The sequence below is a fragment of the Streptomyces sp. Tu 3180 genome, from assembly GCF_009852415.1.
In the GTDB taxonomy this organism is placed as follows: domain Bacteria; phylum Actinomycetota; class Actinomycetes; order Streptomycetales; family Streptomycetaceae; genus Streptomyces.
This window is the reverse complement of the sequence record NZ_WOXS01000001.1, coordinates 48619-72372: the sequence shown is the minus strand read 5'-3', so window position 1 is coordinate 72372 and position 23754 is coordinate 48619. Positions and strand designations below refer to the sequence as shown.

20 protein-coding genes and 3 pseudogenes are annotated in these 23754 nt (G+C 69.6%); 10 read left to right on the top strand and 13 right to left on the bottom strand.

All coding sequences use genetic code 11. The features are described from left to right. Window positions 1-5 precede the first annotated feature (5 nt). Both GL259_RS00390 and GL259_RS00385 read right to left on the bottom strand, forming a co-directional pair. Window positions 6-1085: pseudogene (locus tag GL259_RS00390) on the bottom strand (transposase); the annotation flags it as partial. 358 nt (window positions 1086-1443) lie between these two features. Further along, on the bottom strand, window positions 1444-2106 hold the full coding sequence (locus tag GL259_RS00385; RefSeq protein WP_159528176.1) for an HNH endonuclease family protein: 663 nt from the start codon (window positions 2104-2106) through the stop codon (window positions 1444-1446). 144 nt (window positions 2107-2250) lie between these two features. On the opposite strand from GL259_RS00385, the gene GL259_RS00380 reads away from it, so the two are divergent. The 3 genes from GL259_RS00380 (at window position 2251) to GL259_RS38115 (ending at window position 3766) form a co-directional block, all read left to right on the top strand. Then, on the top strand, window positions 2251-2460 hold the full coding sequence (locus GL259_RS00380; protein ID WP_166461394.1) for a DUF6417 family protein: 210 nt from the start codon (window positions 2251-2253) through the stop codon (window positions 2458-2460). A 272-nt stretch (window positions 2461-2732) separates the two neighbouring features. Next, complete coding sequence (locus GL259_RS00375; protein WP_159528174.1) at window positions 2733-3230, top strand: lamin tail domain-containing protein; 498 nt, start codon at window positions 2733-2735, stop codon at window positions 3228-3230. A gap of 371 nt (window positions 3231-3601) precedes the next feature. Beyond that, the gene (locus GL259_RS38115; protein ID WP_243762143.1) at window positions 3602-3766 is read left to right on the top strand and encodes a hypothetical protein; all 165 of its coding nucleotides are present in this window, start codon (window positions 3602-3604) and stop codon (window positions 3764-3766) included. Here the strand turns inward: GL259_RS38115 and GL259_RS37515 are convergent. Beyond that, window positions 3759-4163 (bottom strand): hypothetical protein, encoded by a 405-nt coding sequence (locus GL259_RS37515; RefSeq protein WP_166461393.1) that lies wholly within the window; start codon window positions 4161-4163, stop codon window positions 3759-3761. The genes GL259_RS38115 and GL259_RS37515 overlap by 8 nt on opposite strands. Before the next feature lie 123 nt (window positions 4164-4286). Here GL259_RS37515 and GL259_RS00365 point away from each other — a divergent pair, with 123 nt between their 5' ends. The 3 genes from GL259_RS00365 (at window position 4287) to GL259_RS00355 (ending at window position 6466) form a co-directional block, all read left to right on the top strand. After that, the gene (locus GL259_RS00365) at window positions 4287-4937 is read left to right on the top strand and encodes a hypothetical protein (RefSeq protein ID WP_159528172.1); all 651 of its coding nucleotides are present in this window, start codon (window positions 4287-4289) and stop codon (window positions 4935-4937) included. 290 nt (window positions 4938-5227) lie between these two features. Further along, window positions 5228-5866 carry a hypothetical protein gene (locus tag GL259_RS00360; protein ID WP_159528170.1) on the top strand — a complete coding sequence of 213 codons (639 nt, stop codon included), beginning with the start codon at window positions 5228-5230 and terminating at the stop codon, window positions 5864-5866. A gap of 282 nt (window positions 5867-6148) precedes the next feature. Beyond that, on the top strand, window positions 6149-6466 hold the full coding sequence (locus GL259_RS00355; protein WP_159528168.1) for a hypothetical protein: 318 nt from the start codon (window positions 6149-6151) through the stop codon (window positions 6464-6466). 79 nt (window positions 6467-6545) lie between these two features. On the opposite strand, the gene GL259_RS00350 is transcribed toward GL259_RS00355, so the two are convergent. From GL259_RS00350 to GL259_RS38110, 3 genes and pseudogenes are all read right to left on the bottom strand, one after another. Then, on the bottom strand, window positions 6546-6932 hold the full coding sequence (locus tag GL259_RS00350; RefSeq protein WP_159528166.1) for a fic family toxin-antitoxin system, toxin component: 387 nt from the start codon (window positions 6930-6932) through the stop codon (window positions 6546-6548). Next, entirely contained in the window at window positions 6929-7225 is a 297-nt protein-coding gene (locus GL259_RS00345; protein WP_243762142.1) for a hypothetical protein, read from the bottom strand. Before GL259_RS00345 ends, GL259_RS00350 begins: the two co-directional genes overlap by 4 nt. A gap of 518 nt (window positions 7226-7743) precedes the next feature. Then, window positions 7744-7975: pseudogene (locus tag GL259_RS38110) on the bottom strand (ion transporter); the annotation flags it as partial. Between the two features lie 211 nt (window positions 7976-8186). Here GL259_RS38110 and GL259_RS00340 point away from each other — a divergent pair. From GL259_RS00340 to GL259_RS00325, 4 genes and pseudogenes are all read left to right on the top strand, one after another. Then, window positions 8187-9314, top strand: a pseudogene (locus GL259_RS00340) (site-specific integrase). After that, on the top strand, window positions 9311-9655 hold the full coding sequence (locus tag GL259_RS00335; RefSeq protein ID WP_208026382.1) for a helix-turn-helix transcriptional regulator: 345 nt from the start codon (window positions 9311-9313) through the stop codon (window positions 9653-9655). Before GL259_RS00340 ends, GL259_RS00335 begins: the two are co-directional and overlap by 4 nt. A 46-nt stretch (window positions 9656-9701) precedes the next feature. Next, window positions 9702-11999, top strand: coding sequence for a hypothetical protein (locus tag GL259_RS00330; RefSeq protein ID WP_159528394.1), 2298 nt, complete (start codon window positions 9702-9704; stop codon window positions 11997-11999). Window positions 12000-12617: 618 nt separating this feature from the next. Beyond that, window positions 12618-13589 (top strand): glycosyl hydrolase, encoded by a 972-nt coding sequence (locus tag GL259_RS00325; protein ID WP_243762141.1) that lies wholly within the window; start codon window positions 12618-12620, stop codon window positions 13587-13589. Between the two features lie 46 nt (window positions 13590-13635). Here GL259_RS00325 and GL259_RS00320 read toward each other — a convergent pair whose 3' ends face one another. The 7 genes from GL259_RS00320 to GL259_RS00290 all read right to left on the bottom strand — a co-directional run bounded on the left by GL259_RS00320 (window position 13636) and on the right by GL259_RS00290 (window position 23673). Then, window positions 13636-14262 carry an alpha/beta fold hydrolase gene (locus GL259_RS00320; protein ID WP_347814599.1) on the bottom strand — a complete coding sequence of 209 codons (627 nt, stop codon included), beginning with the start codon at window positions 14260-14262 and terminating at the stop codon, window positions 13636-13638. Window positions 14263-14309: 47 nt separating this feature from the next. Continuing rightward, window positions 14310-15506: a mannose-6-phosphate isomerase, class I gene (manA, locus tag GL259_RS00315; protein WP_159528160.1), complete on the bottom strand. Its 1197-nt coding sequence runs from the start codon at window positions 15504-15506 to the stop codon at window positions 14310-14312. A gap of 103 nt (window positions 15507-15609) precedes the next feature. Beyond that, window positions 15610-18111 (bottom strand): carbohydrate binding domain-containing protein, encoded by a 2502-nt coding sequence (locus GL259_RS00310; RefSeq protein ID WP_159528158.1) that lies wholly within the window; start codon window positions 18109-18111, stop codon window positions 15610-15612. A gap of 151 nt (window positions 18112-18262) precedes the next feature. Further along, a complete protein-coding gene (locus GL259_RS00305) occupies window positions 18263-19273 on the bottom strand; it encodes a LacI family DNA-binding transcriptional regulator (protein WP_279578612.1) in 1011 nt (336 codons plus the stop codon). Window positions 19274-19313: 40 nt separating this feature from the next. After that, window positions 19314-21791: a glycoside hydrolase family 2 protein gene (locus tag GL259_RS00300; RefSeq protein WP_159528154.1), complete on the bottom strand. Its 2478-nt coding sequence runs from the start codon at window positions 21789-21791 to the stop codon at window positions 19314-19316. 47 nt (window positions 21792-21838) lie between these two features. Next, entirely contained in the window at window positions 21839-22693 is an 855-nt protein-coding gene (locus tag GL259_RS00295; protein WP_243762163.1) for a carbohydrate ABC transporter permease, read from the bottom strand. Window positions 22694-22707: 14 nt separating this feature from the next. Next, a complete protein-coding gene (locus GL259_RS00290; RefSeq protein ID WP_125503539.1) occupies window positions 22708-23673 on the bottom strand; it encodes a sugar ABC transporter permease in 966 nt (321 codons plus the stop codon). Window positions 23674-23754 lie beyond the last annotated feature (81 nt).

Below are 23754 nucleotides of genomic sequence, written 5' to 3'. Positions count from 1 at the left end.
CCGCTTCAGTCTCTCTCACTCCCGTCGTCGTCCTCGTCCAGCTCCGGCGCCTCCAGGTCGCGCAGCGGGCGCAGGGCGCCGGCAGTCGGGACGCTGGCGGTGAAGCTGTAGCGGCCGAGCAGGTTCAGGTTGCGGTGCTTGAGGGGGGAGAGCCGGGCGATGTCCTCGTCCCGCAGTTCGTGGCCCTCGGCGCGGAGCTGGGGGACGGCGGCGTCGATGTATTTCGTCGTCCACAGGACGATGGCGTTTAGGACCAGGCCGAGCGCGCCGAGCTGGTCCTCCAGGCCGTCGCGGTACGCCTGGTGGATGGTGCCGCGCTTTCCGTGACACACGTCCCTCGCGAGTTTGTGGCGGGACTCCTGCACGGTGAGCTGCCGGTTCATTTGGCGGCGGTAGGTGTCGTCGACCGGGTCGACCACGCGGAGCAGGTGCTCGGTCTTGGCGATCCGCCCGTACTCCGCGAATGCCGCCCTCAGCAGGGTCGGGCGCCCCTCACGTCCGAACATGCGCAGCAGGTCGTAGGCGCGGACCTGGTTGGTGACCAGGGAAGCGGCGACCTCCAGTATGTCCGGCCAGTGCGTGATCACCTTGTTCGGGTTCACGCGGTTGCGGGCCAGATCCTCCCGCGTGCCATAGCTGCCGGTCTCGACGCTGGGCATGGTGGCCCGCCAGAACCGCTGGTCGTGTAGGTCGCGGAACCTGGGGCTGAAGTTGTAGCCGAGGATCTCGAGCAGGTCGAACACCATGCCGGAGTACGAGGCGTTGTCGGTCGCTACCATCTCCGGCTTGACCCTGCCATCGAAGTGCAGCAGCGCGTCCAGAATATGCAGGGAGTCGCGCGGGGTGCCGGGCGCGACCATCTGCCCAATGCCCGCGACCTGGTCGTTGACCGCGTTGAGCCAGGTGATGCTGCGCTTGAACCCGAAATACTTCGGCGACGGCGCTGCGCTGACCGTGCGGACGGGGATGACGAACCGCAGCCCGTCCACGGAGGCGAGCAGCCCGTCGCCCCAGTAGCGCACGATCGGGATGTCGGCTTGGGCGGTGATGAGCCGCGTGTTCGCCGCGGTGATGGTGTCGGCGCGGCGCGGTGCATCCGCGTCGCGCCTGGGTGGAGAAGAATTGATGCGGCCCCTGCGTTCCGTGTCCCCCGAGCCGGGACGCAGGGTGCCCGCCGGGCGCGGAGCTCCTTTGACGCGGTGGGGGAGAGGGGGTGGGAACAATCCGCGGGCGGGCGTGGTTGTGCGGGGTGTGGTCGTGGAGGGGACAGTGTCCCCGGGCCTCACCTATTGCCTGCAGGGACGATCGTTCGGCTGAAGCCCTGCAGAGCCTTTCGCCGCGTAGGCGACCGCCCTTCGCGACCACACAAGCTGATCAGCTCCGCCCCGGCCACCTGGCCGGGGCGGAGCTGCTTCCTGCGGGGGCACCCGGGCCTGGCGTGATCTAAGAGGCGGGCTCGTAGCTGACGGCCTGGTCGGGGCAGGCGGCGGCCAGCTCGGTCAGTGCGGCCCGCTCGGCGGTGTCGGCGGTCAGGTTCCAGCGGAGTTTGGTGGCGACCCATTCGGCGGTGTAGCGGCAGTGCACGTCGGCGGCGGGCGGCAGCCACTGGGCGGGGTCCTGGTCGGCCTTGGAGCGGTTGGAGCCGGCGGTGACCGCGACCAGCGACTGCGGGGCGCCCTGGTCGTTGGCGTAGGCCTCACGGCGCTGAGCGCTCCATGCGGAGGCGCCGGAGTCCCAGGCCTCGGCGAGGGGGACCATGTGGTCGATGTCCAGGCTCGAGGCGGAGGTCACCCAGATGGCGTCGTAGTAGGAGAACCAGCGTCCACCCGTCAGGCGGCAGCCGGCCCCCACGGCGGGGGTCTCGATGGCCTCGTCGATGAGGACCTCGGCGCGGGTGTTACAGCCGTCGGCCGGATCCAGCCCGGTGTTCCAGTGCCGGAAGCTGTCCCGGCTGTAGCCCTCGCGGGACTCCGTTCCTACCGGCAGGCGGGCGACCGCCTCGGCCAGCGGCAGGACCTCCGCCGCGTGCGCGGAAGCGGGGGAGACGACCAGGGGCAGGACGGCGAGCACGGCGGCGGCAAGGCCGCGCAACACGATGGAGATCATGTGCCGTTGATAGCGGCCCGCGCAGCCCCGACACGATCTGTTGCGAGGGACATCACCCGCGTGGTGGCAATGGTCCTACCGCACCGCCCGCACCGCACCGGGCCGGCCCGTGACCGGCGGGCGGGCACAGCCGTTGCCGAGGATATGGACGACTACGAGCACCTCGACCTCGACGAGATCGACTTCGCGCCGGTGGACCACACCGCCGAGCGGCTGGCGCTGCTGACGCTCGAGGAAGCGCACGACCTGCTGCGGCTGCTGCTGACCATCGCACAAGAGGGAGAGGGGCCGCTGTCGCAGGAGGCAAACCGGCTGGCGAAGGAGATCGCCGCCCGCATCCCCTCGGAGAACTGATCACCCCACACCGTTCTGCTCGAAAACATCCTACGCAGGGATGTTCCCCTGGCCATCGCGCGAAGGGTGAGCAGGGCCACTGGCAGGGGCTGCGAAACGCCAGCTGCTGCCAGTGGTGCGAAGCCCCCGGGCTTGAAAGACTGCACATCCTTCCGGCGGTCCACCGAAGTCACCCGAAAGAGTGACAGGCTGTTCGCCGTGCAACCAGGACAGATTCCTGCCGGTCCCCTCCCACGTAGCAGCGTTCGTTCACCTGTAGGGGGAGCACTCTCTTGCGTATCCGTTCGATCCTGGCCGCCGCCGTCACCGCCGGAACCCTGGCCGCCCTGATCCCTGCCGCGTCGGCGCAGGCCGCCGAGTACAGCTCCGCTGTGAAGGTCCGCGGGATCCAGTACGACGCCCCCGGACCCGATTCCAACAGCTGCTCGACGGGCAACACCGACGAGGAGTACCTGACGGTCAAGAACTACTCCGCGTCGGCGACCGTCAACCTCAAGGGCTACGTCGTCAAGGACGCCGCCGGCAACCGCTTCGCCTTCACCGCCAACCACTACCTGCAGCCCGGCGACTACATCAAGCTGCGCGGCGGCCACGGCACCGACTCCGACGCGGGCAACGTCGTCTACCGCGACAACTGCAACTTCCTGTGGAACAACGACAAGGACACCATCTACCTGTACAAGCCCTCCGGCGCCCGCGCGGACGTGCACTCCTACACCAAGACGGCCAACGACCGCGACGGCAACGGCTACATCAGCTACCACAGCTGACCCCCAAGCCGCGGCCGACCTGCTGCCGCCCGCCCCGCTGCCCCGCCGGGGCGGCCCTGGGACAGCCGGCCGAGAGGAGGCGCCCGGCTGTACGGGGTCCCGTTCACCGGGCCGGGGCGGTGTGAGTGGCCCGGCCGCGGGCAGACGGGACTCGACTGGGGAGTGAAGTGCGAGGGCGGCGTGTACCGGCGAAGAGTACGCGCCGCCCTCGCAACTGCTCAGCACAAGGCGCGGCGGGAGAAGGCGTGACCGCCGGAGGTGACGTACCGGTCCTCGTCGCTGCCGCGGAAGCGGGCACGCAGCGACAGGCCCTGATCGTCGGTGGCAGCAGTCATCGTCTGCTGCACCTCCTGCACGCTGACGGTGAGGCCATGCTCGGCACGGAGCGCCATCCCGGGCCGGTCGATGAAGGCGAGCCAGTCGGCCAGGGTGGTCAGCCCTTGCCCGGGATGGGCGCGAAAGAGGAACCGCTGTCCGGCGGCGTACTGGCCGATGTGCAGGCCGTCGCCGCCCGGCCGTTCGTCGTGCTCACCTGACCTCTCTGGCGGTGTTGCGGCGCGACCGGTTGGGCTCCCGGCCGATCTGCACGGCGACCTGCCGAATCTCCGTCTCGCCGTACGCAGTGCGTACCCCGGAGAAGCTGTACCCGGCGGCGCGAGCGAGTTCCTCCAGTCCGTAGGGGCGGCTGCCGTAGAACTCCCTCCCATAAGCCAGCAGTTGGCGGATCCGCGCGTCGACGGCCTCCTGCGCCCTCAGTTCCTCCAGCGCCAGCAGCAGCGGGTCCCTCTCGAGTCCGTCACTGGCGGCCTCCAGGTTGAGTACGTCCTGCTTGCGCTGCTCGAGGGCCTGCGCGCAGGCGTCGTCGTAGCAGTCCGCGGGGGGTAACGGTGCCCGGTTCGGGCAACGGGTGGCGCAGGGTGGCCAGTTCTTCAATCGGATGCATGTTTGCGATGGCTGCAAAAGATTGCGCTGAGCGCAGTTCTTGGGTGGGGGTCATGGACAACACCCTCTGTGTGAAGACGGTCCGCGTAGGATCACTGCCCGAGGGGTGGTGGCATGGCCATGAGGAACTACCAGTGGTGCGTGGCGGCCGCGGCGGTACTGCTGCTGGCCGGCTGCGGCGGCGCAAAGAGCGACAGCGGAACCGGCAAGGCGGTGACGCTCACGAAAGAACAGGTACGGCAGACGCTGCCGGACGGCGAAGCCATGACGGGCTGGAAGGAGTCCGCTCGGCCCACGGCCGTCGAGATGGACAAGCTCTACCGTTCGCAGGCCTGCCCCATCAAGGACAACGCGGGCTGCGAGAACTCCCGCTTCTACGGCGCCTCGACCCTCCGGCACCACGACAACGCCGCCACCGTCACCTTTCTGATCATCGCCTACGACAGCGAACAGGCCGCCCGAAAGGCGTACGACGTGCTCTGGGACGGCTACTACGGCAAGAGGGCGGGACAGAGGGCGAAGAGGTTCGGGCTCGGCCCGATCGGTGACGAGCGCGACGCCCGGTTCGGTTCCTCCGGCTTCCGCGGCGAACCCGGCGCCGTGACCCAGACCCGAGTCGGCACGACGCTGCTGTGGACCCTGGCGGCTTCCGCGAACAAGGACGGCATCGACGAGAACGGTGTCCAGGACCTGGCCACAGTGCTCGCCAAGCGGGCCCAGCAGGCCCAGAACGGAGACACACCCTCCGCCGCGCTCGACGGCTGACCAGGCAGCCACGCCTGGACCCACCCCATCGCTGAGGAGCAGAGGAGTTGCGTCCACCGGCACGGTCCTTGGCCCTCGCCCGCCGCCCTGCGCACCGCCTTCGTACCGCTGCTAGACAGCAGGGAACAGCCTTCCCGAACGCCGTTGCGGTCGTCCTGGCGCAGGCGCTGTCCCTGCAGGAGCGAAACCGGGATCCGCATGCTGCGGCCGGCCGGGCCGTGGAGAATGAGCCCCGCCGCGAACCGGCCGGACTGGGGGGGGGATCCATGCAAGAAGGACGGCAGGGCCGGTTGTTGGTCGTTGACTTCGACTTCTTCTTCCACAACCCCCTCGAAGGACTGCCGGTCCCGCACCGTGGTGACCCCCTGCTGTACGACTGGGCCCACACCGAGGCGGTGCCCTTCCTGCAGGACGGTATCTGGACGTTCCGCGCCGAGGACTTCTACCGCGCCGGCATCACCCCGCCGCGCTGCGAGGGCCTCGACGGCTTCTGGGACCGGTTCACCATCACTTCCACCCGCCCGCCGCTGTTCTACGCCGACTCCAACCGCTACGCCGGCCGCCTCACCCCGGCCCACTACGCCCTGTTCGACGGCACCGCTGCGGCCTGGCAGGAGGTGCACCTCTTCGACGCCCACCACGACAGCGGCTACCCGCACCAGGGCGGTCCGCGGACTTTCCAGGAGTGGAGCGCGCGGGGGAGTACTCCTGCGAGGACTGGATGCTCGTCCACCACGCGAAGGGCTCGCGGCTCCTGCTCACCTATCCCGCCTGGCACCCGCGAGGGGACAGCCATCCGCCGATGGTCCCGCTCAAGACGAACGTCGACGACCAGACGCCCGTCGCGGCCCCCTTCGCACCGTGTTCCTGTGCCGCTCCGGCGCCTGGGTCCCCTCCTGGTGCGACGACCAGTTCACCCAGCTCCTTGAGGCGTTCCCCGGCCGCGCCCACCCCTTCCCCGGCGCCCCGTGCACCCATCCACGCCCCGACCCCCTCCCGCAGGCCCACCACACCATGCCACCCTCCTCGCCGAGCTCACCACCCGCCTGGCCGCACCCCACGCACCTACGGCACCGTCGGCCGCGCACCAGCCCAGCCCCGGCCGAAAGGCACCCCAGGACATGGACCAGGACCGCAGCCCTGCCCCCAATGCCACGCATTTAGATGACCTTGCCCACCCTCGACAAGCAGGCCCAGCCCATTGGGCGCAGGTGGCCCAGCGCAAGCAGCGGCCCATCGAGCTCATCACCCAGGCCCGGCCCACCGGCCCCGCAGGCGACGAGATCACCCTCTCCCACGAGGAGTGGCGCACGGCGTTGGAGGACCCCGGCACACTGCAGGCGGTACAGCAGAAGATCGCCGAGGTGGAGGCGGCCACACGCCAGCGCCTTCAGCGGGCCGCCGCAGCCCTCGACGCGCCCCTGCCCGACAGCCTGCAAACATCCCGCCCCTCCCGACCGGGCGGGAACGCCGCCGCCCGGCAAGCCCAGACCCCCACGCCACCCCCTCCGCGGGGCTTCCGCCCATAGAGGGCGCGGCAGCAGCAAGGACGGCCCGCGCGGTGAAACGCTGCGCTTGAGCGGTGCCGAAGCGGCCGATGCGATCAGGTCAGGCGGCGGTCCAGTCGCGCAGCTGCTGGGCGATCCGGGCGACGCCGAGCGCACTGGAGGCCGCGTCGCGTACCAGCGTGACGGCGGCCTTGGGCGGGTAGTCCAGGGTGTGTGCGTTGAGGGCCAGGTAGGCCTCGGTCGCGTGCCAGGCGAACGCCTCGTTGGAGTGTTCCAGGCACGGCAGCTTCGCCAGGGTCTGCAGCAGGGCGGCGGCCTTGAGGTACAGCGATCCGTAGATGTCCCGCTCCATCGCCCGGGCGTTGACCCGGGCCACGGCCGCATACAGCGGACCGTAGTCGTCGACCTGCGGATCCCCCTCGAGCAGCTCGGCGGCATGCAGCAAGAACGTCACGTCGAGCGGGTGAGGAGGTTCCTGCTCACTCACGCGGCGTGGCCCCGCTCCTGCTGTTCCAGCTTCCGCAGCGCCTCCTGCTCGGCCGCCCGCTGCTCCGTGCCGGCGTCGATGCTGCTGAGCTCGGCCGCGAAAGCCGCGCCGCTGCGGGCCATGGACGCTTTGAAGCCCTCCAGGAACCGCCGCTCCACCGCGGTCGCCCGGTCGTAGGCGGCCGAGAGGATGTACTCCTGCATGCTGACCCCCGCCTGCCTGGCGGCCGCCGCGATGGCTGCCCGCTGCGCGGGGTCGGGGAAGCGCAGATTCATCGCCTTGGGATCCGACATGGCACCTACGGTACCAGCGGTACCAAATGCGCGTCATGCTGCTGACCACCCCGCCTGACGAATGAAAGAAGCCGACCGGGCTCCACTCAGCTCCCAACGGTCGGACGCCCGTCCCTGTGATGCCCTTCTCGACGACCTGCCCGCCGGCGTTTGGAAGGCGCGTGACGACCTCTGGGGACCAGGGGCGATGCGCAGTTTCTGACGCAGGCAAAGGGCATCGAGTTGTCCACTCGACCGGGTCGCCATCTTGACTGGGGCAGTGGCCGTGGGCGGCATGAAGAAGTTGCTGGTCGACAACCCGTACGCGGCGCTCGTCGGCCGATAGCCGGCCGGGCTATGTGAGGTCATGGACTGCGCGATCCGCACCGTAGGAGGCATCGCCAGGTAGGCGTCGGCGCCTCGCACAGTGGCGGTATGCCGCCCAGCCTGGGCACCTGAGCACAAGGCAATGACCGGCGTCACATCGAGGATTTTTGCCGGAATCCCGCCGCTCCAGGGCCGAGAGGGAAAGCTGATCCCGATCTCAAAAGGAACCCGGTCCGTGACCGCCGCCCCCTGTTGCCGAACCCTTCCGCCCCTCAGCGGCCCCCTCGTGTACAGCAGCAGGGTGCCGACGAGCAGGAAGCTCAGGGTGCCTGGCAGGCTGCGGGCGACCGCGACGAGCACGATGCGCAGCTAGGGCAGGAAGCGGGCGGTCCGCAGAAGCCTGGCCAGCCTGAGCAACCGCAGCGCCGTGGTGTTCTCTAGTGGAGTACGCGCGGGTTCCCCGAGGCTACTCGGCGGCGGTGAAGCTGCATTTCAGCAGGTAGATCGTACCGTGCTGGCCTGTCACTCGATGGTGTGAGATCTCCGCAGTAACTCGCAGATTCTGCAAGTGATCGCCGTAATCTGCGGTTTCGTGTCAGATTCCGAAACTCGCGTGCTGACCCTCGTGCGCCCCGGACCGGAGCCGACTGTGCCGGTGGACCCCGCTGCGGTCTCCGTCGAGAGCGGGCTCGCGGACGTCGTTACGCTCCAGCGTCGTCGGCAGGCGCGGATCTCGGCGCAGGACGAGGAGAGCTTCTTCCTCGACACGCTGTCGGAGTACCAGTGGGCGAGGGATGCCGCTGGCCTGGCACCGACGACGCTGGATGGGCTCATCAAGCCCGTGGTGTAGGTCTGTGAGCTCTACTGCACGGTGCCGTGGCAGCTCACGTCTCGCGAGGTCGACCGGTATTTCGCCGGCCCTGGGAAGCGTGCACCGTCGACTCTGCGCGGCAAGATCAACAAGATCGACGCATACTTCGCGTTCCTCGAACAGCGCTACGCCGGCGAGATCATGCGCCGCTTCGGCCAGACCGTCGAGTCGCCCATCGACGTGTTCAACCGGCCGCGCCATCGCGGCGATTTCGGTCTGCGGATTCCGCCCTCGCAGACGGCGTTGCGGAACTTCTTCGGCCGCTGGCGTGAGGATCTACCGAACGCCCGGAAGTACCTGGTCGCCTGCCGCGATTACGTGATGACGAAGGTCGCGTACCTGTCCGGTGTCCGGGCGGCCGAGTTGTGTGGGGTGTGCATGGGCGACCTGCACTGGGAGCACGGCCAGTGGGGCCGCTTCGTTGTGCTCGGCAAGGGCGCCCACGGGTCGGGGCCCCGGCCGCGCGAGGCGTACATGTTCCAGGAGGGCCGCGCTCTGCTGTGGTGGTACATCGAGGAGATCCGCGGCGAGTTCGGCGACGACGTCGAGCATCCCAAGGCGCCGCTGTGGCCGTCGGAGCGCAAGCCCACGGCGGTGGCCGCGTTGAACCTTCCGATCGCGCCAGCGATCATCCCCTCAACGTTCCGTCGGGCCTTCCACCAAGCAGCCGGCGCCTACCTGAGCGGATCGGTCAGCGACCTGTTCCCGCACTTGCTGCGGCATGCATGCGCGACCCACAACTACGAGCGTGGGATGACGTTGTGGGAGGTGTAGAAGGTCCTCGGACACGACTGGGCGACCACGACCCTGCGGTACATGGCGACTGCGCACGCCGACCCGGAGCACGCGAACCTGGCCGCGAGTTCCCGGGCGGCCCAACGACTGGTGATGGACAAGGGAAATCTCCGGTGAAGTGGAATCTGCGGATGGTGGCCGCTCAGCGGGACCTGTGGCGGCCGACCGAGGTGCTGGCTGCTTTCCAGCAGGTGGGGTTCAACCCTTCGCTGAGCAAGGTCGCCGCACTGTGGAGCGGGACTCCGGTCACGGTGCGGCTGGACGACCTGGACCTGATGTGTGCGGCATTGGACTGCTCCGTCGCGGATCTGCTCCAGGCCGAACCGCTCGCCGGCGCCCATCCGGCAGGGGAGGCCGGCGACGTGGCCGTGGGTGCCGAGGTCCAGCCGCCGGGGCCGGTGCGGCCGGTACCGCGCGGTCCTCGCCGAGGCGGGCCGCGCTCGCTGCCTCCGAGCTGAGGAACTGGAGATGGCGAACGAGGGTGGCAGCGCCCGCAGCTGCGAGATGTGCCTGAGCTGGTCGGTGCTGCGGTGGACCCGGACGTGCCACGGCTGCCGGGCCTGGAAGCGGACGTACCCCGAGCGGGGAGTATGCCCGCGGTGCCGGCACGAGGCCCACCTGAATACTGATGGCCTGTGCAAGCCATGTCTGCAGGCGATCCGGGCCGTCGATGACGCCGAGTGGGCCCTGGGCGGGGCAGGAGCCCGGCCGCGCGACGTGCAGCTCATCGTCGGCACGTGGCACGACTACGCGACGCAGGCCCGGAAGCTGGTCCGAAGGACCGACGGCGGGCGCCGCGTGAGCCAGGCGTGGCGGCTCAAGCTCAAGCAGGAGCAGGCACCCACCGGAGCGGCGGCCGTACTGGAGCCGGGATTCCGTCGCCAACTCGCCCTGTTCACCGTGCCGCGCACCCTGACCGATGCCACTGTGCGGGCGATCATCGGCCGGCCGCTGTCCGGCTGGGACCGTGCCCGTTCCGTCCTGGTGGAGATGGCGGCCGAGCACGGCATGAGCCAGGGCTGGCACTACGTGGTTGCCGAGATGGTCCACCTCGCCCTGGCGGTCCGCGAGGCCGAGGGAGCTGACCGGCTCCCCGAGCCGATGCTGCGGGATCTGCCCACCCACCGCGATGCGGTGCGGCTGGTTTTGCTGCGGGCCGACCTGCTGGAGGCGGCACCGGAGCCGATGCGGTTTTCCCGTGCGAACCAGCCCGCCCGCACCCCGTACATGACTGATCCGGTACCAGTTCCGCCGCGCGCGCCGCGGCAGTGCCGGGACTGCCACGGCTGGATGCCCGTGGGCCGCCGGGCCGGGTTCCGCTGCTCACCGTGCCGGCATTGGCGCGAGCGACATCCGCGCGGCCGGTGCGTACGGTGTCGCCGCGAGGACTTGCCGTTGCGGGCCGACCGCTGCCGCACCTGTCATCCGTACCGCCTCCTGGACGAAGCCAGACCCGTGACGTCCCGGGCCACCCAACTGGAGATCACTCTCCCCGCTGGCGTGGGTGGGCCGGTCCTGCCCGTGCCGGTCGATGCCCCGCCTGCCGCCGACGCAGACGAGACACCCGCAGGATGGACGGCCCGCGGCCAGGAAGCGCTGTTCGCCTTGCGGCGCGACTGGTCACCGGTGCTCGCCCGGCTCCGACGTCGGCCGCGGGCCGATCTGCCTCTGACCGAGCGGGCACGGCTCCTGGTGGAGGAGTACCTCCAGCTGCGTGCGGACCAACAGGCCCCGGACTACCGCAAGAACATCCACACCCTCACCATCCTCATGTACTGGCTCGGTGCTGAGGCGGCCGTCCTTGAGCGAGACGTCCACGGCCTGGCCCAGCTCGATCCGAACCTCGCCGCCAAGCCGGTGTGCCAGTTCCTGCGCGCCCGCGGCCTGCTCGTCGACGACCCGGACCTCCACCAGGACGCCGATCTGGTCTGGATCGAGGCCGCTCTCGACGCACTGCCGCAGCCCGTCGCGAGCGAGGTCCGAGCCTGGGTAGACCTGCTGCGCAGCCAAGGCCGCCGAGAGGACGAGTTCCGCAGCTGGGACGGCATCCGCCGCTACCTCACCTACGTCCAGCCGGTGCTCACCGACTGGACGGCGAGCGGGGTGGGCACACTGCGGGAGATCACTCAGCAGCAGGTCGAGGACGCCGTGAACGACCTGTCCGGCCACGCCCGACGGCAGCTCGCCATCGTCCTGCGCAGCCTGTTCCGCTCCTTGAAACGGCAACGCGTCGTCTTTCGCGATCCCGCCCGAAACCTGCCCGTCGGCGACCTGAAGGGGATGCCGCGGTCCGTGCCCAGCGACCTGCTGGCCGGGCTGCTGGACCACGCTGCCACTCCGCTCGGGCGCCTGACCGTCGCCCTGGCTGCTGTGCACGCGATCTCCGGCCACGACATCCGCGCGATCCGGACAGCCGATGTGGACCTCGCCCGCGGCACCGTCGAGATCCAACGCGGCCTGCTGCGGCACACCCTCTACCTTGAGCAGTTCACGCACCGCTTGGCCGCCGAGTGGCTGACCTACCGCCACCGCCGATGGCCGGCCTCGACGAACCCGCATCTGCTGGTCAGCCAGAAGACCGCGCTCGACCCCGACCAGCCGGCCGTCAACATCGGCACGCTCCGAGGGGTGCTGCCCAAAGGCGTGACCTTGGACGGCCTGCGCCAGGACCGAATTCTCAACGAGGCGCTCGAGTGCGGCGATCCGCTGAAGCTGATGCGTCTGTTCGGGATCACGGAGAAGACCGCCATGCACTACGTGGGGACCGCCCATCCCGAACGCACGGCCAAGCTGCCGAGGTGAGGCGGGCCGGTCAGCCGACCGCGTCATCCACATGCCAGGGGCGCCTGCTCGGGCAAGCCGTGCACCGGCAGCGATCCGCAGTGCGTACACAGGCGCATCGGCTGAGTTCAGCACAGGGCCGAGGTAGTGGTGACCGGTCATGTGGCAGCGGGCAGGTCGAGCGGGGCGGCGGGGTCGGTGGCAATGACGTGCACGACGGTGCCGGGCTTGGCGCCGTCGATCTCCTTGCGCAGGCGCAGCAGGAGGGTGACGCAGAGCAGGCCGGTGCGGGTCGACGGTGAGGCCGGGCGCGGGGGTGTCAGCAGATCATCCCTGCTTCCGCCCGACGCCGGGCAGATGGTTGCCGACGGGCGGTCCGCACCTTACGCACAGCGCGGGCATACGAGGAAGTCCGACCGTCGAGCTGCAACACAAAACCGCGCATTGGGCATAAGAAGTCACCTTCTCGACGGCGTTCAGGAAACGTTAAGTAAAGGATGCCGCCCGGTAGTTGCCGAAGGCAGTCCATCCCATTGACGACCGCCTCCGCAGCGGCCACCTTGATGGCGAAGTGAATTCCGTTCGACCATGAAAGATGGAATGCCCATGAGAAGAACGAGGCACTGCGTCGCTTTCGTCGTGGCTGTCGCGGCCGCCGCAGCAATCCTTGTCTGGCCTGCGACGGAATCCGCGCAGGCGTTCCCCCCCACCCCCAAGCAGACGGTGCTGAACTATCTGCGCTCCATTTCCGGGCACCATATCGTTTCCGGTCAGCACAACAAGGAGCCGGCTTCCGCGCCCGGGCAGTACACGCAGCAGGTCAAGGACGTGACCGGGCAATACCCCGGCCTGTGGGGCGGAGACCTGATGTTCAACGCCACCGACGTGGCCAACCGCCAGCGCGTGATCGACCAGGCAAAGACCGAGTGGGCGAACGGCTCGCTGGTCACCCTCACCTGGCATGTCTGCCCCCCGACCGGGGGTAGCACCTGCGCGTTCGAAGGCGGCGTAAAGTCGAACATCTCCAACGCCCAGTTCTCGCAGATCATCACCGAGGGAAGCGTCCTGAACAACGCCTGGAAGCGGCGCCTCGACGAAGTCGTCCCCTACCTCCAGCAACTGAAGAACGCGGGAGTTCCGGTCCTCTTCCGGCCACTGCACGAAATGAACGAATCGTGGAACTGGTGGGGAAACCGTCCCGGAGCCAACGGCAGTGCGCGCCTCTACCAGATCACCCGAGACTACCTCGCCGGGACGAAAGGGCTGGACAATCTGATCTGGGTGTGGAACGTGCAGGACAATCCGGCGGGCGGCTGGAGCAACTACTACCCGGGCAACCAGTACGTGGATGTCGTCTCGCTGGACGTCTGGTACAAGAACCACCCCAGTTCCGCCGACTACCAGCAGATGCAGAGCATTGCGGGGACAAAGCCCATGGCCATTGCGGAAATGGGCAAAGTACCGAACGCCGCACTGCTCAACAGTCAGACCAGGTGGGCGTGGTTCATGATGTGGTCGGAACAGCTGCGAGGGAACAACACGAACGCCGAGATCCAGGCGGCGTACTTCCACCCCCGTGTGCTGAACCAGGGTGAGGTCGTGCTGCCCTGACGCCCGGAGCGGGCGCTGCGCGGCCGAGCCTGCCGGGGTGCGCCGGTCACAGCCAGCCGTGAAGCGCCCGGAGGAACCCGGCTGGATCATCACGGTGGACGGTGTGCCCAGCACCGTCCACCGTGCGTACATGCCAGCCGCGGCGGCTCAACGCCATGGCATGAGTCGCCGAGATCCGCTCACTGGGACCGGCGAGCACGACGAGTGAGGGAACATCCGGGGGCTTCGGCAGGCCGGGCAGGTGCTTGAGCGAGGTGACGGACGCGGGGTCCCAGGTGGCGAGCGCCTGCTGCTCGGCGGTGATGTCGTCGTCGTGCCAGCGGGGATGGGCGGCACGCAACTCCCGCCAGGTGGCATGTTTGCCGGCGCGCAGGGCCTCCAGGTCCCGGTTCCGGGGCACCCAGGCGGGGTCGCAGTGGACGGCGCGGGCGCAGCGCAGTCGAGGCACGGCGAGCAGCAGCACGGCCGAGCCCAGTGAGTGACCGATGGCGAGGTCGGGCGCCGGGGGCAGGGTGTCGAGCAGGTCTGCGGCGAGTGCGGTGGGTGTGTAGACCGGGGCGGGAACGCTCGCTCCGTGGCCCGGCAGATCAACGGCGACGACCCGGTAACCATGCATGGCGATCGCCGGGGCGACACGGCTCCAGCCGCGCGAGTCCGACATGATGCCGTGCACCAGTACGGCTGTGCGGGGGCCTTCCCCCCAGACCCGCGTCGCGAGCCTCACGAGACGCCGCCCAGGGGCACCCGAGCCCGGTAGAGCACCGCTCCCGCACCGGACACCGCACAGGGCGAGCCAGCCGGGACGAACGCGGCAGCACCCGCGGCCAAGGCCGGTCCTGCTTCCAGCAGCGCTTCGCCGGTGAGGCAGAGCAGCAGCTGCGGTCCGGCGTCGGTCAGGCACACGGCCTCGGCGCCCACTTCGACGCGGGACAGGGCGAACTCCGCTGCCGGAGAGGCATAGTGTGCCTCACCCCTCACCCCCGTCGGTGAGGCACGTATGACAGATGGTCGTGCAGCGGTCAGGTCGACGATCCCACTCAGGAGTGCGGTGTCGACGTGTTTGTCAGTCAGACCGCACCGGAGCACGTTGTCGGAGTTGGCCATGATCTCCACGCCTGTCCCCCGCAGGTAGGCGTGCGGCACACCCGCCGCCACGTACAGGGCTTCCCCCGCGTCGAGACTGACATGGTTGAGCAGCAGTGCCGCGAGCAGGCCGGGATCGCCGGGGAAGTCGGCGGCCACGGTGGCGTACGCGGCGGCGGCCGAGCTCCACGAGCCGGGCGACCCGGCGAGCGCGGGCAGGGCGTCGGCGACGGCGCGCACCAGGCGTCGTGGCGCGGTCAGCGCCGCCTGGAGCGTGTGCCCGAGGGAGTCCCTCTGCGGGCGGGAGCGGAGCGAGGCCGCCCACGGTTCGAGTCCGGGCACGGAAAGAGCGTCGAGCAGATCGGCTGTACAGGCCGGCTCGCGGAAGCCGCAGAGTGCCTCGAAAGGTCCCAGCGCGTACAGCAGTTCGGGCTTGTGGTTACGGTCCTTGAAGGTGCGGTGGGGGGCGTCGACCGGTATTCCGGCCGCGTCCTCGCGGTCGTGGCCTGCCCGTGCCTGCTCGCGCGTGGGATGCACCTGGACCGAGAGTGCCCGAGCGGCGGCCAGCAGTTTGAGCAGGAACGGCAAGTGCGGCCCATGGGCCGCGAGGCTCGCCTCTCCCAGTTCGCCGACGGGGTCGGCGGCAATCGCGGCCGCCAGATCCGGGGTTCCGGGCCGGCCGACGAGCGGTGACGGAGCGGCGTGGTGCGCGCCGAACCACAACTCGGCCAGGGGTTCCCCGTCGGGCTGTTGTCCGAGCAGGGCGGGGATCACGGTGCGTGACCCCCAGGAGTAGGCGCGCACGACGGGGGCCAGCGCGGCGATTGCGGTCATGGTTCTCTCCGGGAGACGTGAAGGGCCGCCCTCGACGATCGAGGGCGGCGGGCTCGTGCCGGGCAGGGCTCAGGGAAGCCGTGCCCGGCAGGACGGGGTGGGATCAGTCCGTGGCGGTGATCGAGTCGATCCAGGCCGTGCCGGCCTTGCCATTGAAGTAGAAGGACATCTGTGTGACGGAGGTGAGGTCGAGCGGGCCCTTGGTCGCCCACGGCGGATTGGTGAAGTCCGCGAGCGGGAGGGTGACCATCGCGCCGTCGGTGTCGGTGAGCGGGACCGTCTTCTCCCAGTAGATGCCGGCGGCGACGAACTGGACCGTCAGGCTCTGTTCCTCGGTGCCGTCCGAGCGAGCCCACAGGCGCAGGTTTCGGGCTCCGCCCCAGTCCTGGGGTGTGGGCAGGGAGCGGATGACCCCCGCGTAGCCGGGGGTGCCCGGGTCGTAGGCGGCGCGCAGGGCGCGGCCTTCCCGGTCGGCGTGTTCGCCGTCGAGGGAGACGGTTACCGGGCCGCCGCCCGTGTTGCGGACGTACGCCGCGGTCAGCGCCCCGCCGTCCGGGTAGTCCTCGAAGTCGTCGACGGTCAGTGCTCCGGTGGTGAAGCGGGTAGGGGCACCGTCGGCGGTGCGAGTACCGGCGCCGTTCGCGGCGGTGACCCGCAGGTGATAGGTGGTGTTGGGCCGGAGGTTGACGGGTGGGGCGTAGCTGGTGGTCCGCAACCCGGTGACGTCGATGACAGGGTCCGACAGGTCCGCTTTCGCCGAGAGGGTCACCGAGTAGTGCGCGGCGTTCTCGGCTGGCGTCCAGGTCAGCGGTGCGGTGACGGACACCCCGGTCGCGCCGTCCTCCGGATTCTGCTGGAATGCACCGGGTGCCGTGGTCGCGGTGGACGCCGCCTCCTCGGCGAGGGTGACGCCGGTCAGCGGTGCCGGACGGGACGAGGCGGCCCACACCAGCCGGACGCCGACCGTCTCACGCGGGGGCTCGATGCGCAGCAGGGTACCGCCGCGGGTCGTGGACACAGCGGGCTTCACCGGCGTCCAGGTGGTTCCGTCCCGGGTAATCTGCGCGGTGGGCAGACCGCCGCGCCCGCGTGTGTCGAACCGGGCCGTGATCTCCTGCGGACGCCGGGTCTCCCACGCGATCCGGCCCTCGTGGCGGGGCCGTGGAGCGACCTGGATGCCGTCACCGTCGGGCGTGCGGGTCAGGCTGTCGCTGTGCGCGGAGGTGTGCGCCCAGCTCTGCAGCGGGTCGATCCGGATGTCCTGGCCGGGGCCGGCGTCCAGGGCGGTGGAGGTGGCGAGAACACGTCCGGCCCGGTCGAGCGCGGTCACCCGATACCAGGCGCGGCTGTTGGGGGTGGTGGCGTCCAGCCACGGCGCGTCGTTGTCGGTGATCGGGGTCTTGGTGAGCGTCGTCCACGGTCCGCGTGCGCCCTTCACCGACCGCTGGACGCGGTAGGTGTGGGCGCCGGCGGTGCCGCGCCAGGCGATCTCGTTGATGCCGGACTGCTTGGTGACGGCGGTGATCAGGGGCGGGGTGACGGGCACGGCGGGCAGTTGCCTCTCCCCCGCGATGACCTTGGCCAGCGCCGCGTTCGCGAGGACGTCGGTGCGCATCGCGGCCGTGTCGCCGGGGTGGTGCAGGGTGAAGCCGTCGTCGTGCTGGACGTAACCGTGGTCGTCGGCGTGGCCGAACAGGGACCACGAGAGCACTCCGGTGACGTCAGGTTCGTCGGCGAGGGCGAGCGCGTCGGCCGCGGTGAGGCTGTCCGAGCCGTGTTCCCCGGCGATGTAGACCTTGCCCCGGTCGGTGACGCGTGCCGCGTCTGCGGTCATGGCGCCGGCCGATGACGGGTAGTAGTGCACGTCGACGATGTCGACCTCGTCGGATGCGAGGGCCGCGGCGTCGACTCCCTGCTGGCGGCCGGCGGAGATGAGGTGGCGGGGCGCGAGCCTGCCGACGTGGGCGCCCATCTCGTCGACCCAGTCGCGGGTCATGTCGTTCAGTTCGTTGCCCAGTTCCCACGACATGATCGTGGGGTCGTTCTTGTAAGCGAGACCGGTGTACGGGTTGACGTGGTCGAGCACGTGCCGGACGTAGTCCTTGTAGGCGGCCTTGGCTCGGGGGTCGGTGTAGAAGTCCTTCGGTTCCTTCAGACCGAGCCACTTCGCCATCGTGGGGTAGCCGCCGTGGTAGTAGTCCCACTGGTCGGTGAGCGGGACGATCAACCTCAGGCCGTAGGCGCGGGCCCGGGCGATGGCGTAGTCGATGGGCGCGAACGCGTCCTCGTTGAACTCGCCCGCCTCCGGCTGGATGCACTTCGGGCAGCCCAGGGAGGTGCCGAGCGTGTGGGAGCGGACGACGGTGGCGTTCATCGCGCGTGCGGTCTTCAGCGCGTCATCGATCCGGAAGTAGGTGGGGTGGTCGACGCCGCCCACGTTCTCGTCCAGACCGAGCCAGTACAGGTTGGTGCCGGCGAAGCGGAACGGCTTGCCCTGAAGTGTCAGCGTGCTCCCGTCGCGCTGGACGAACGCGTCGGCGCTCCGGCCGCTCGGACCGGCGGTGGCGGGGAACGAGGCGGTGGCGGCGGTGACGAGGGCGCTCACCGCAAGGAGGGAAGCGAGGGTTCTTCGGCGGTTTCGGGGCACGGCAAACCTGCCTTTCGGCTCAAGGGGAGGCAACGGAAGAGAAGCAGGGCATGGGGGCCCGGGCCCGGGGTGCAGCCAGAGCCCGGGCCCCCGGTCCCGTGGCTTTGTGTCAGCCGGTGGTGTCTTGCGGGGGTGCGCTGCTGCCGCGGGGCAGCAGGACGGGTGTCGCGGCGGGGCCCGACGAGGGATTGCGACGGTGCACTACGTCGAACAGCCGACGGGTGACGTCGGCGCCGAAGCCGAAGACGTCGTGGCTCATGGCGGACAGGTTCGGGTGCGTGAGCCGGCACAACTGGGAGTCGTCCCAGGCGATCAGGCTGATGTCCTTCGGCACGCTCAGGCCCATCTCGGCGGCCACGGACAGACCTGCGACGGCCATGATGTCGTTGTCGTAGACGATCGCCGTGGGCCGCTCCCGGGAGGCGAGCAGTGACCGGGTGGCCCTTGCGCCCTGCTCACCGGAGTAGTCGGTGGTGAGGCTGCGGGCCGGCTCCAGGCCCAGTTCCGCCACGATCGCGTTCAGCGCAGCGGTACGGATCATGGTGTGGCCGAGCGTCGGGTGACCACCCACCCGTGCGATCCGCCGGTGTCCGAGGGCGGCGAGGTAGCGCACCGCCTCGTGTACCGCGGTCTCGTCGTCGGTCCACACCGACGTGAAGTCGCCCGTCAGGGAGGGGTGACCGACAGCGACGGCCGGCAGCCCGATCGTCGCCAGTTCGGTGATCCGGGGGTCGTTCTGCCGGATGTCCACCAGGATGGAGCCGGCGATCCGGCGGGACTGCCACCACTGACGATGGACGGCGATCTCCTGGTCCGTGTCCCGTACCAGGTGCAGCAGCAGCGAACACCCCTGCTCCTCCAGAACAGACTCGACTCCGGAGATGAACTCCATGTAGAAGGGCTCAAGCCCGAGCTGCCGCGCAGGGCGGGCGACGACCAGGCCGACCGTGTCCCCGGCGCCGGTCGCCGAACCCGACAGCTTGATCGCGGCCTGGTTCGGCACCCAGCCCAGCTCGGCCACCGCCGCCATGATGCGTTCCCGCGTGGCCTCCGATACGCCAGGCCGGTTGTTGAAGGCCAGGGACACCGCACCGCGGGACACACCCGCCCGGGCGGCCACGTCAGTGATCGTGACGCGTCCGGGCCGGCGTGCCCTTCCCTCATTCACGGACTTCTCCGCCTCCGTTGACGCTGTACAGCGCCGCGCGGGCGGCCTCCGCATCCGGCTGTGCCCAGCCGGTGACCCGCCACGTCATGCTCTCGCCGGGCAGGAGCGTCACACGGCCGTGGTCGGTGCGGGCGTGCGCGTCCAGGCGGTCGGCCTGGAGCAGCAGGTCCCGTACGAGCGTGCCGGCCGTGACCGTGATCAGCGCGGCGTTGACGCCGTCCGGGCTGACCCGGACCTCGTAGGAAGCGTTGGGGTAGGCAAACTCCCGGTCCGCGCTGGGGAAGTGCACCGCACGCAGATCGTCCGCGTCGGCGAGGAGGAACTCTCGTTGCACGTCACCGAAGTTCGCGACCGACTCCGGCAGCTTTTCCAGCGCCACCTCCCGTCCTGCGGCCTTCAGCGCGACCTCGGCACTGGCCAGCACCGTTCCGTCCGCACCGATCCGACGGACCGTCGCAGTGGTGTCCCAGACCGCCGCTGCCTGGTTGCAGCCCACGAGCACCAGTGCACCATCCCGGTCCTGGATCGTCAGCAGCCGGTCGGCGTACAGCCGGCGCATTTCGAAGTAGAGGGGCTTGAGACGGCCGTCGCCGTCGATCGCCGCCCAGGACGTGACCGGCCAGCAGTCGTTGAGCTGCCACAGCACCGTGCCCGCACAGCGGGGCCAGTGGGAGCGCCAGTGCTCGACGCCTGCGGCCACGGCCCGCGCCTGGTTGAGCTGGGTCAGGTAGTGCCAGGTGTCGAATGCGGCCGGCTGCGTGAAGTGCGGGGCGAGGCCCCGGTTCAGCTTGCCGTTGCCGTCCTCCGCCTTCTGGTGGTGCAGCATGCCGGGCGAGTCCGCCGTCAGCGGCCGTTCGGACAGGGCTCGTTCCAGTGTGGCGACCGTCGGCGGTGCCTGCCAGCCGAACTCGGCGACGAAGCGCGGCACGGTGGTGAGGTAGTCGCTGTAGTCACGGCGGTTCCACACCTCCCACGAGTGCGCGGTGCCGTGATCGGGGTCGTTGGGTGTGTGGTCCCACGAGCCCGACCAGGGGCTGCCCGCCCAGTACGGGCGGGTCGGGTCGGTCTGTGCCACGACACGCGGCAGCAGACCGAGGTAGTAGCCTTCGCCCCACGAGTCGCCGGCCAGGGCCTGCTCCCACTCCCAGTCGGCGAACCCCCACAGGTTCTCGTTGTTCCCGTTCCACAGAACCAGCGACGGGTGGGGCATCAGCCGAACCACGTTCTCCCGGGCCTCGGCCTCGATCTCCGAGCGCAACGGCTGTTCCTCGGGGTAGGCGGCGCAGGCGAACAGGAAGTCCTGCCAGACCATCAGGCCCAGTTCGTCGCACACGTCGTAGAAGGCCCGGTCCTCGTAGACGCCGCCACCCCACACGCGCACCAGGTCCACGCCGGCCGCCGCGGCCTGCATGAGGCGGGTGCGGTAGCGCTGGGTGGTGACCCGGGCAGGGAAGGCGTCGTCGGGGATCCAGTTCACTCCCCGGGCGAAGACCGGGGTCCCGTTGACGACCAGGGTGAACGCGCTTCCGTGGGCGTCCGCGGACGTGTCGAGCTCGATGGTGCGGAAGCCGATGCGGTGCTCCCACGTGTCCAAGGCCTCGCCGCCGTCAGAATCGCTGAGAGCGACTGTGCAGCCGTACAGCGGCTGATCGCCGTAGCCGCGCGGCCACCACAGTGCCGCGTCCGGGACCCGTACCGTCACCGTGGCGGTGTTCTCCCCCGGTGCGACGGCGATTTCGGTGGACGTGCCCCCGACCGCGGCGACCAGCCGCAGGGCACGGTCACGTCCGGCAGCCGTGCGGTCCAGTTCGACGACGATCTCGGCGACGCCGGTGCCGTCCTCGGCGACGGTGATGTGCGGACGGACCGTGGCCAGCCGGGCCGTGGACCACTGCTCGATCCGCGCCTCGCGCCACACGCCGGCCGTGACCAGCGTGGGGCCCCAGTCCCAGCCGAAGGAGCAGGCCATCTTGCGGACATAGTTGAACGGCTCCGGGTAGGAGTTGGGCCGCTCCCCCAGCGCCGCCCGCACCTCCTCGGCTTCGGTGTAGGCGGAGGTGAAGGCGACCTCGAGCAGCGCGGGTCCGTCGGTCAGCAGCTCGGTGACGTCGAACCGGTAGGAGCGGTGCATGTTCCGGGTACGGCCCAGCAGCCGGCCGCCGACGTGCACGGCTGCGACCGTGTCCAGCCCGTCGAAGACCAGGTCGGCGCGTTCGAAGGAGGTGTCCCGCCGAGGCAGTTCGGTCGTGTACGTCCAGTCGGCACGGCCCACCCAGGCCACCTCGTCCTCATTGCGGTCGAGGTACGGGTCGGCCAGGAGGCCCGCCGCCATCAGGTCGGTGTGGACACAGCCGGGCACCTGCGCCGGCACAGCGGTCCCGGCCAGCCCCGGGGGCGCTTGCTCGGGTGTGTGACGGTCGGTGTTCAGGCGCAGCGTCCAGCCCTGGGAGAGCGGGGTGCGGACCTTCATGCGGGACTCCTCGTAAGACGTGGTGCGGGGCGCGGTAGGCGGGCGGGTCACTTGCTGGAACCGGCCGCGAAGCCGCTGTAGATGAAGCGCTGCAGCGCCAGAAAGATGATCAGGGTGGGCACGATCACCAGGATCGCGCCGGCGGAGATCGTCTCCCACTGGGCGCCGAACGGGCCCTTGAAGCGGAACAGGGCGGTGGAAATGGTGCCGAGTTCGGGATCGGGCATGTAGAGGAAGGGCACGTAGAAGTCGTTGTAGACGGCGATGCCCTTGACGATGACGACGGTGGCGACGGCCGGCCGCAGCATCGGAAAAATGATCTTCCGGTAGATCGTCCAGGAGTTGGCGCCGTCGATGCGCGCGGCCTCGTCCACGGAGATGGGAATCGACCGGATGAACTGCAGGAAGATGTAGATGGAGACGATGTCGGTACCGCTGTAGAGAAGGATGGGTGCCCAGCGGGTGTTGAAGGCACCCAGATCGTCGATCACCTGAAAGGTGGCGACCTGCGTGGTCACGCTGGGCACCAGCGAGGCCAGCAGGAAGAGGCCCGTCACCAGCTTCCTCAGACGAAACCGGAAACGGTCGATGGCGTAGGCGGTCATCGAGCCGATCAGTACGGTCCCGGCGGTGGACACCACGAGGATCAACGCCGTGTTGCCGAACGCCCGCAGCATCGCGCCCTGCTCGAAGGCGGTCGCGTAGTTCGCGAAGTTGAACCAGTCGCCGGGCAGCGACAGCGGGCCGTCGTTCACGATCTCCGACCGCGTTTTCAGCGAGGTCAGCACGACGACGCAGAGCGGCACCAGGACCACGGCCGACGCCAGCAGCAGGGACAGGTACTTCAGGGTGACGGCGGTCCTGGACAGGCCACTGCGGTCGCGGCGCGGACTGGCGGCAATAGTGGGGCCGGTGGTCACGAGAGTTCCACCCTCTCCTCGGGGATCAGCCGGCGCTGGACCCAGGTGATCAGCAGGATGAGGACCAGCAGGACAACGGCCGACGCCGAGGCCAAACCGACCTTGTCGAACTGGAAGGCGAGCTTGACCGTCTGGATGACGAAGGTCTCGGTGCCGTTGGCGCCGCCGGTCATGATGTACGGGATCTCGAACACGGCCAGGGAGCCGGACACGGCAAGAATGAAGCTCAGACTGATGACGGGCTTGATGCTCGGCGCGATGATGTGCCGGAACTGCTGCCAGCGGTTCGCCCCGTCCAGCTGCGCCGCCTCGTACAGGTGCGGCGGGATCGACTGGATGGCACCGAGGAACAGGACCATGTTCAGCCCCATGAAGCGCCACACCGACACCCCGGCCAGCGAGGGGTTGGCCAGGTCCGGGTCACCCAGCCACAGGTGCTTGCCGTCCACGCCGATCAGGCGCAGCAGTGTGTCGAGGGTGCCGTCGGGCTGGAAGAAGTACAGGAACACGAACCCGACGGCCACCCCGTTGATCAGGTAGGGGAAGAACAGCAGGCCCTTGAACAGGTTGCGGAACCGGGTGTTGAAACTGAGGACCGTGGCGAAGTACAGGGCGAGAGCGATCTGCACGACGGAGGCCGCCAGGTAGAAGCCGCTCACGAGAAACACCTCGAACCGGGCGGGCCGCGTCACCAGGTCGGTGTAGTTCTCCCCGCCCACGAAGGAGCGGGTGGGGCTGACCCCGTCCCAGTCGGTGAAGCTGTAACCGATCATGTCGGCCACCGGCAGGTAGGTGAACATCACCAGCAGCGTCAGCGGTGCAGCCAGGAAGAGCCAAGGAGTCAGGACGGCGACACGGCGGCGCCTGCCGGTACGTGGCCGGCCGACGCCGGACTCGGGAGGCGGAGCACTTCGCCGGCCGACGGCGTGCGCCGGGGCGCGGGTCTTCTGGGCAGCGGTCATCTCATGGTTCCTCGTGGTGGGTTCCCGGTCGGGCGTATCGGGCGGTGACGGCACGGCGAGCGACGGGGCACCTGGGGTCCC

Excerpts from the sequence above, each read along its gene's own strand:
- GL259_RS00385 (WP_159528176.1), bottom strand. The coding sequence starts at position 2,106 with ATGATCTCCATCGTGTTGCGCGGCCTTGCCGCCGCCGTGCTCGCCGTC.
- GL259_RS00380 (WP_166461394.1), top strand. The coding sequence starts at position 2,251 with ATGGACGACTACGAGCACCTCGACCTCGACGAGATCGACTTCGCGCCG.
- GL259_RS38115 (WP_243762143.1), top strand. The coding sequence starts at position 3,602 with ATGCTCGGCACGGAGCGCCATCCCGGGCCGGTCGATGAAGGCGAGCCA.
- GL259_RS00365 (WP_159528172.1), top strand. The coding sequence starts at position 4,287 with ATGGCCATGAGGAACTACCAGTGGTGCGTGGCGGCCGCGGCGGTACTG.
- GL259_RS00345 (WP_243762142.1), bottom strand. The coding sequence starts at position 7,225 with ATGTCGGATCCCAAGGCGATGAATCTGCGCTTCCCCGACCCCGCGCAG.
- GL259_RS00330 (WP_159528394.1), top strand. The coding sequence starts at position 9,702 with ATGTGCCTGAGCTGGTCGGTGCTGCGGTGGACCCGGACGTGCCACGGC.
- manA (WP_159528160.1), bottom strand. The coding sequence starts at position 15,506 with ATGACCGCAATCGCCGCGCTGGCCCCCGTCGTGCGCGCCTACTCCTGG.
- GL259_RS00300 (WP_159528154.1), bottom strand. The coding sequence starts at position 21,791 with ATGAAGGTCCGCACCCCGCTCTCCCAGGGCTGGACGCTGCGCCTGAAC.
- GL259_RS00290 (WP_125503539.1), bottom strand. The coding sequence starts at position 23,673 with ATGACCGCTGCCCAGAAGACCCGCGCCCCGGCGCACGCCGTCGGCCGG.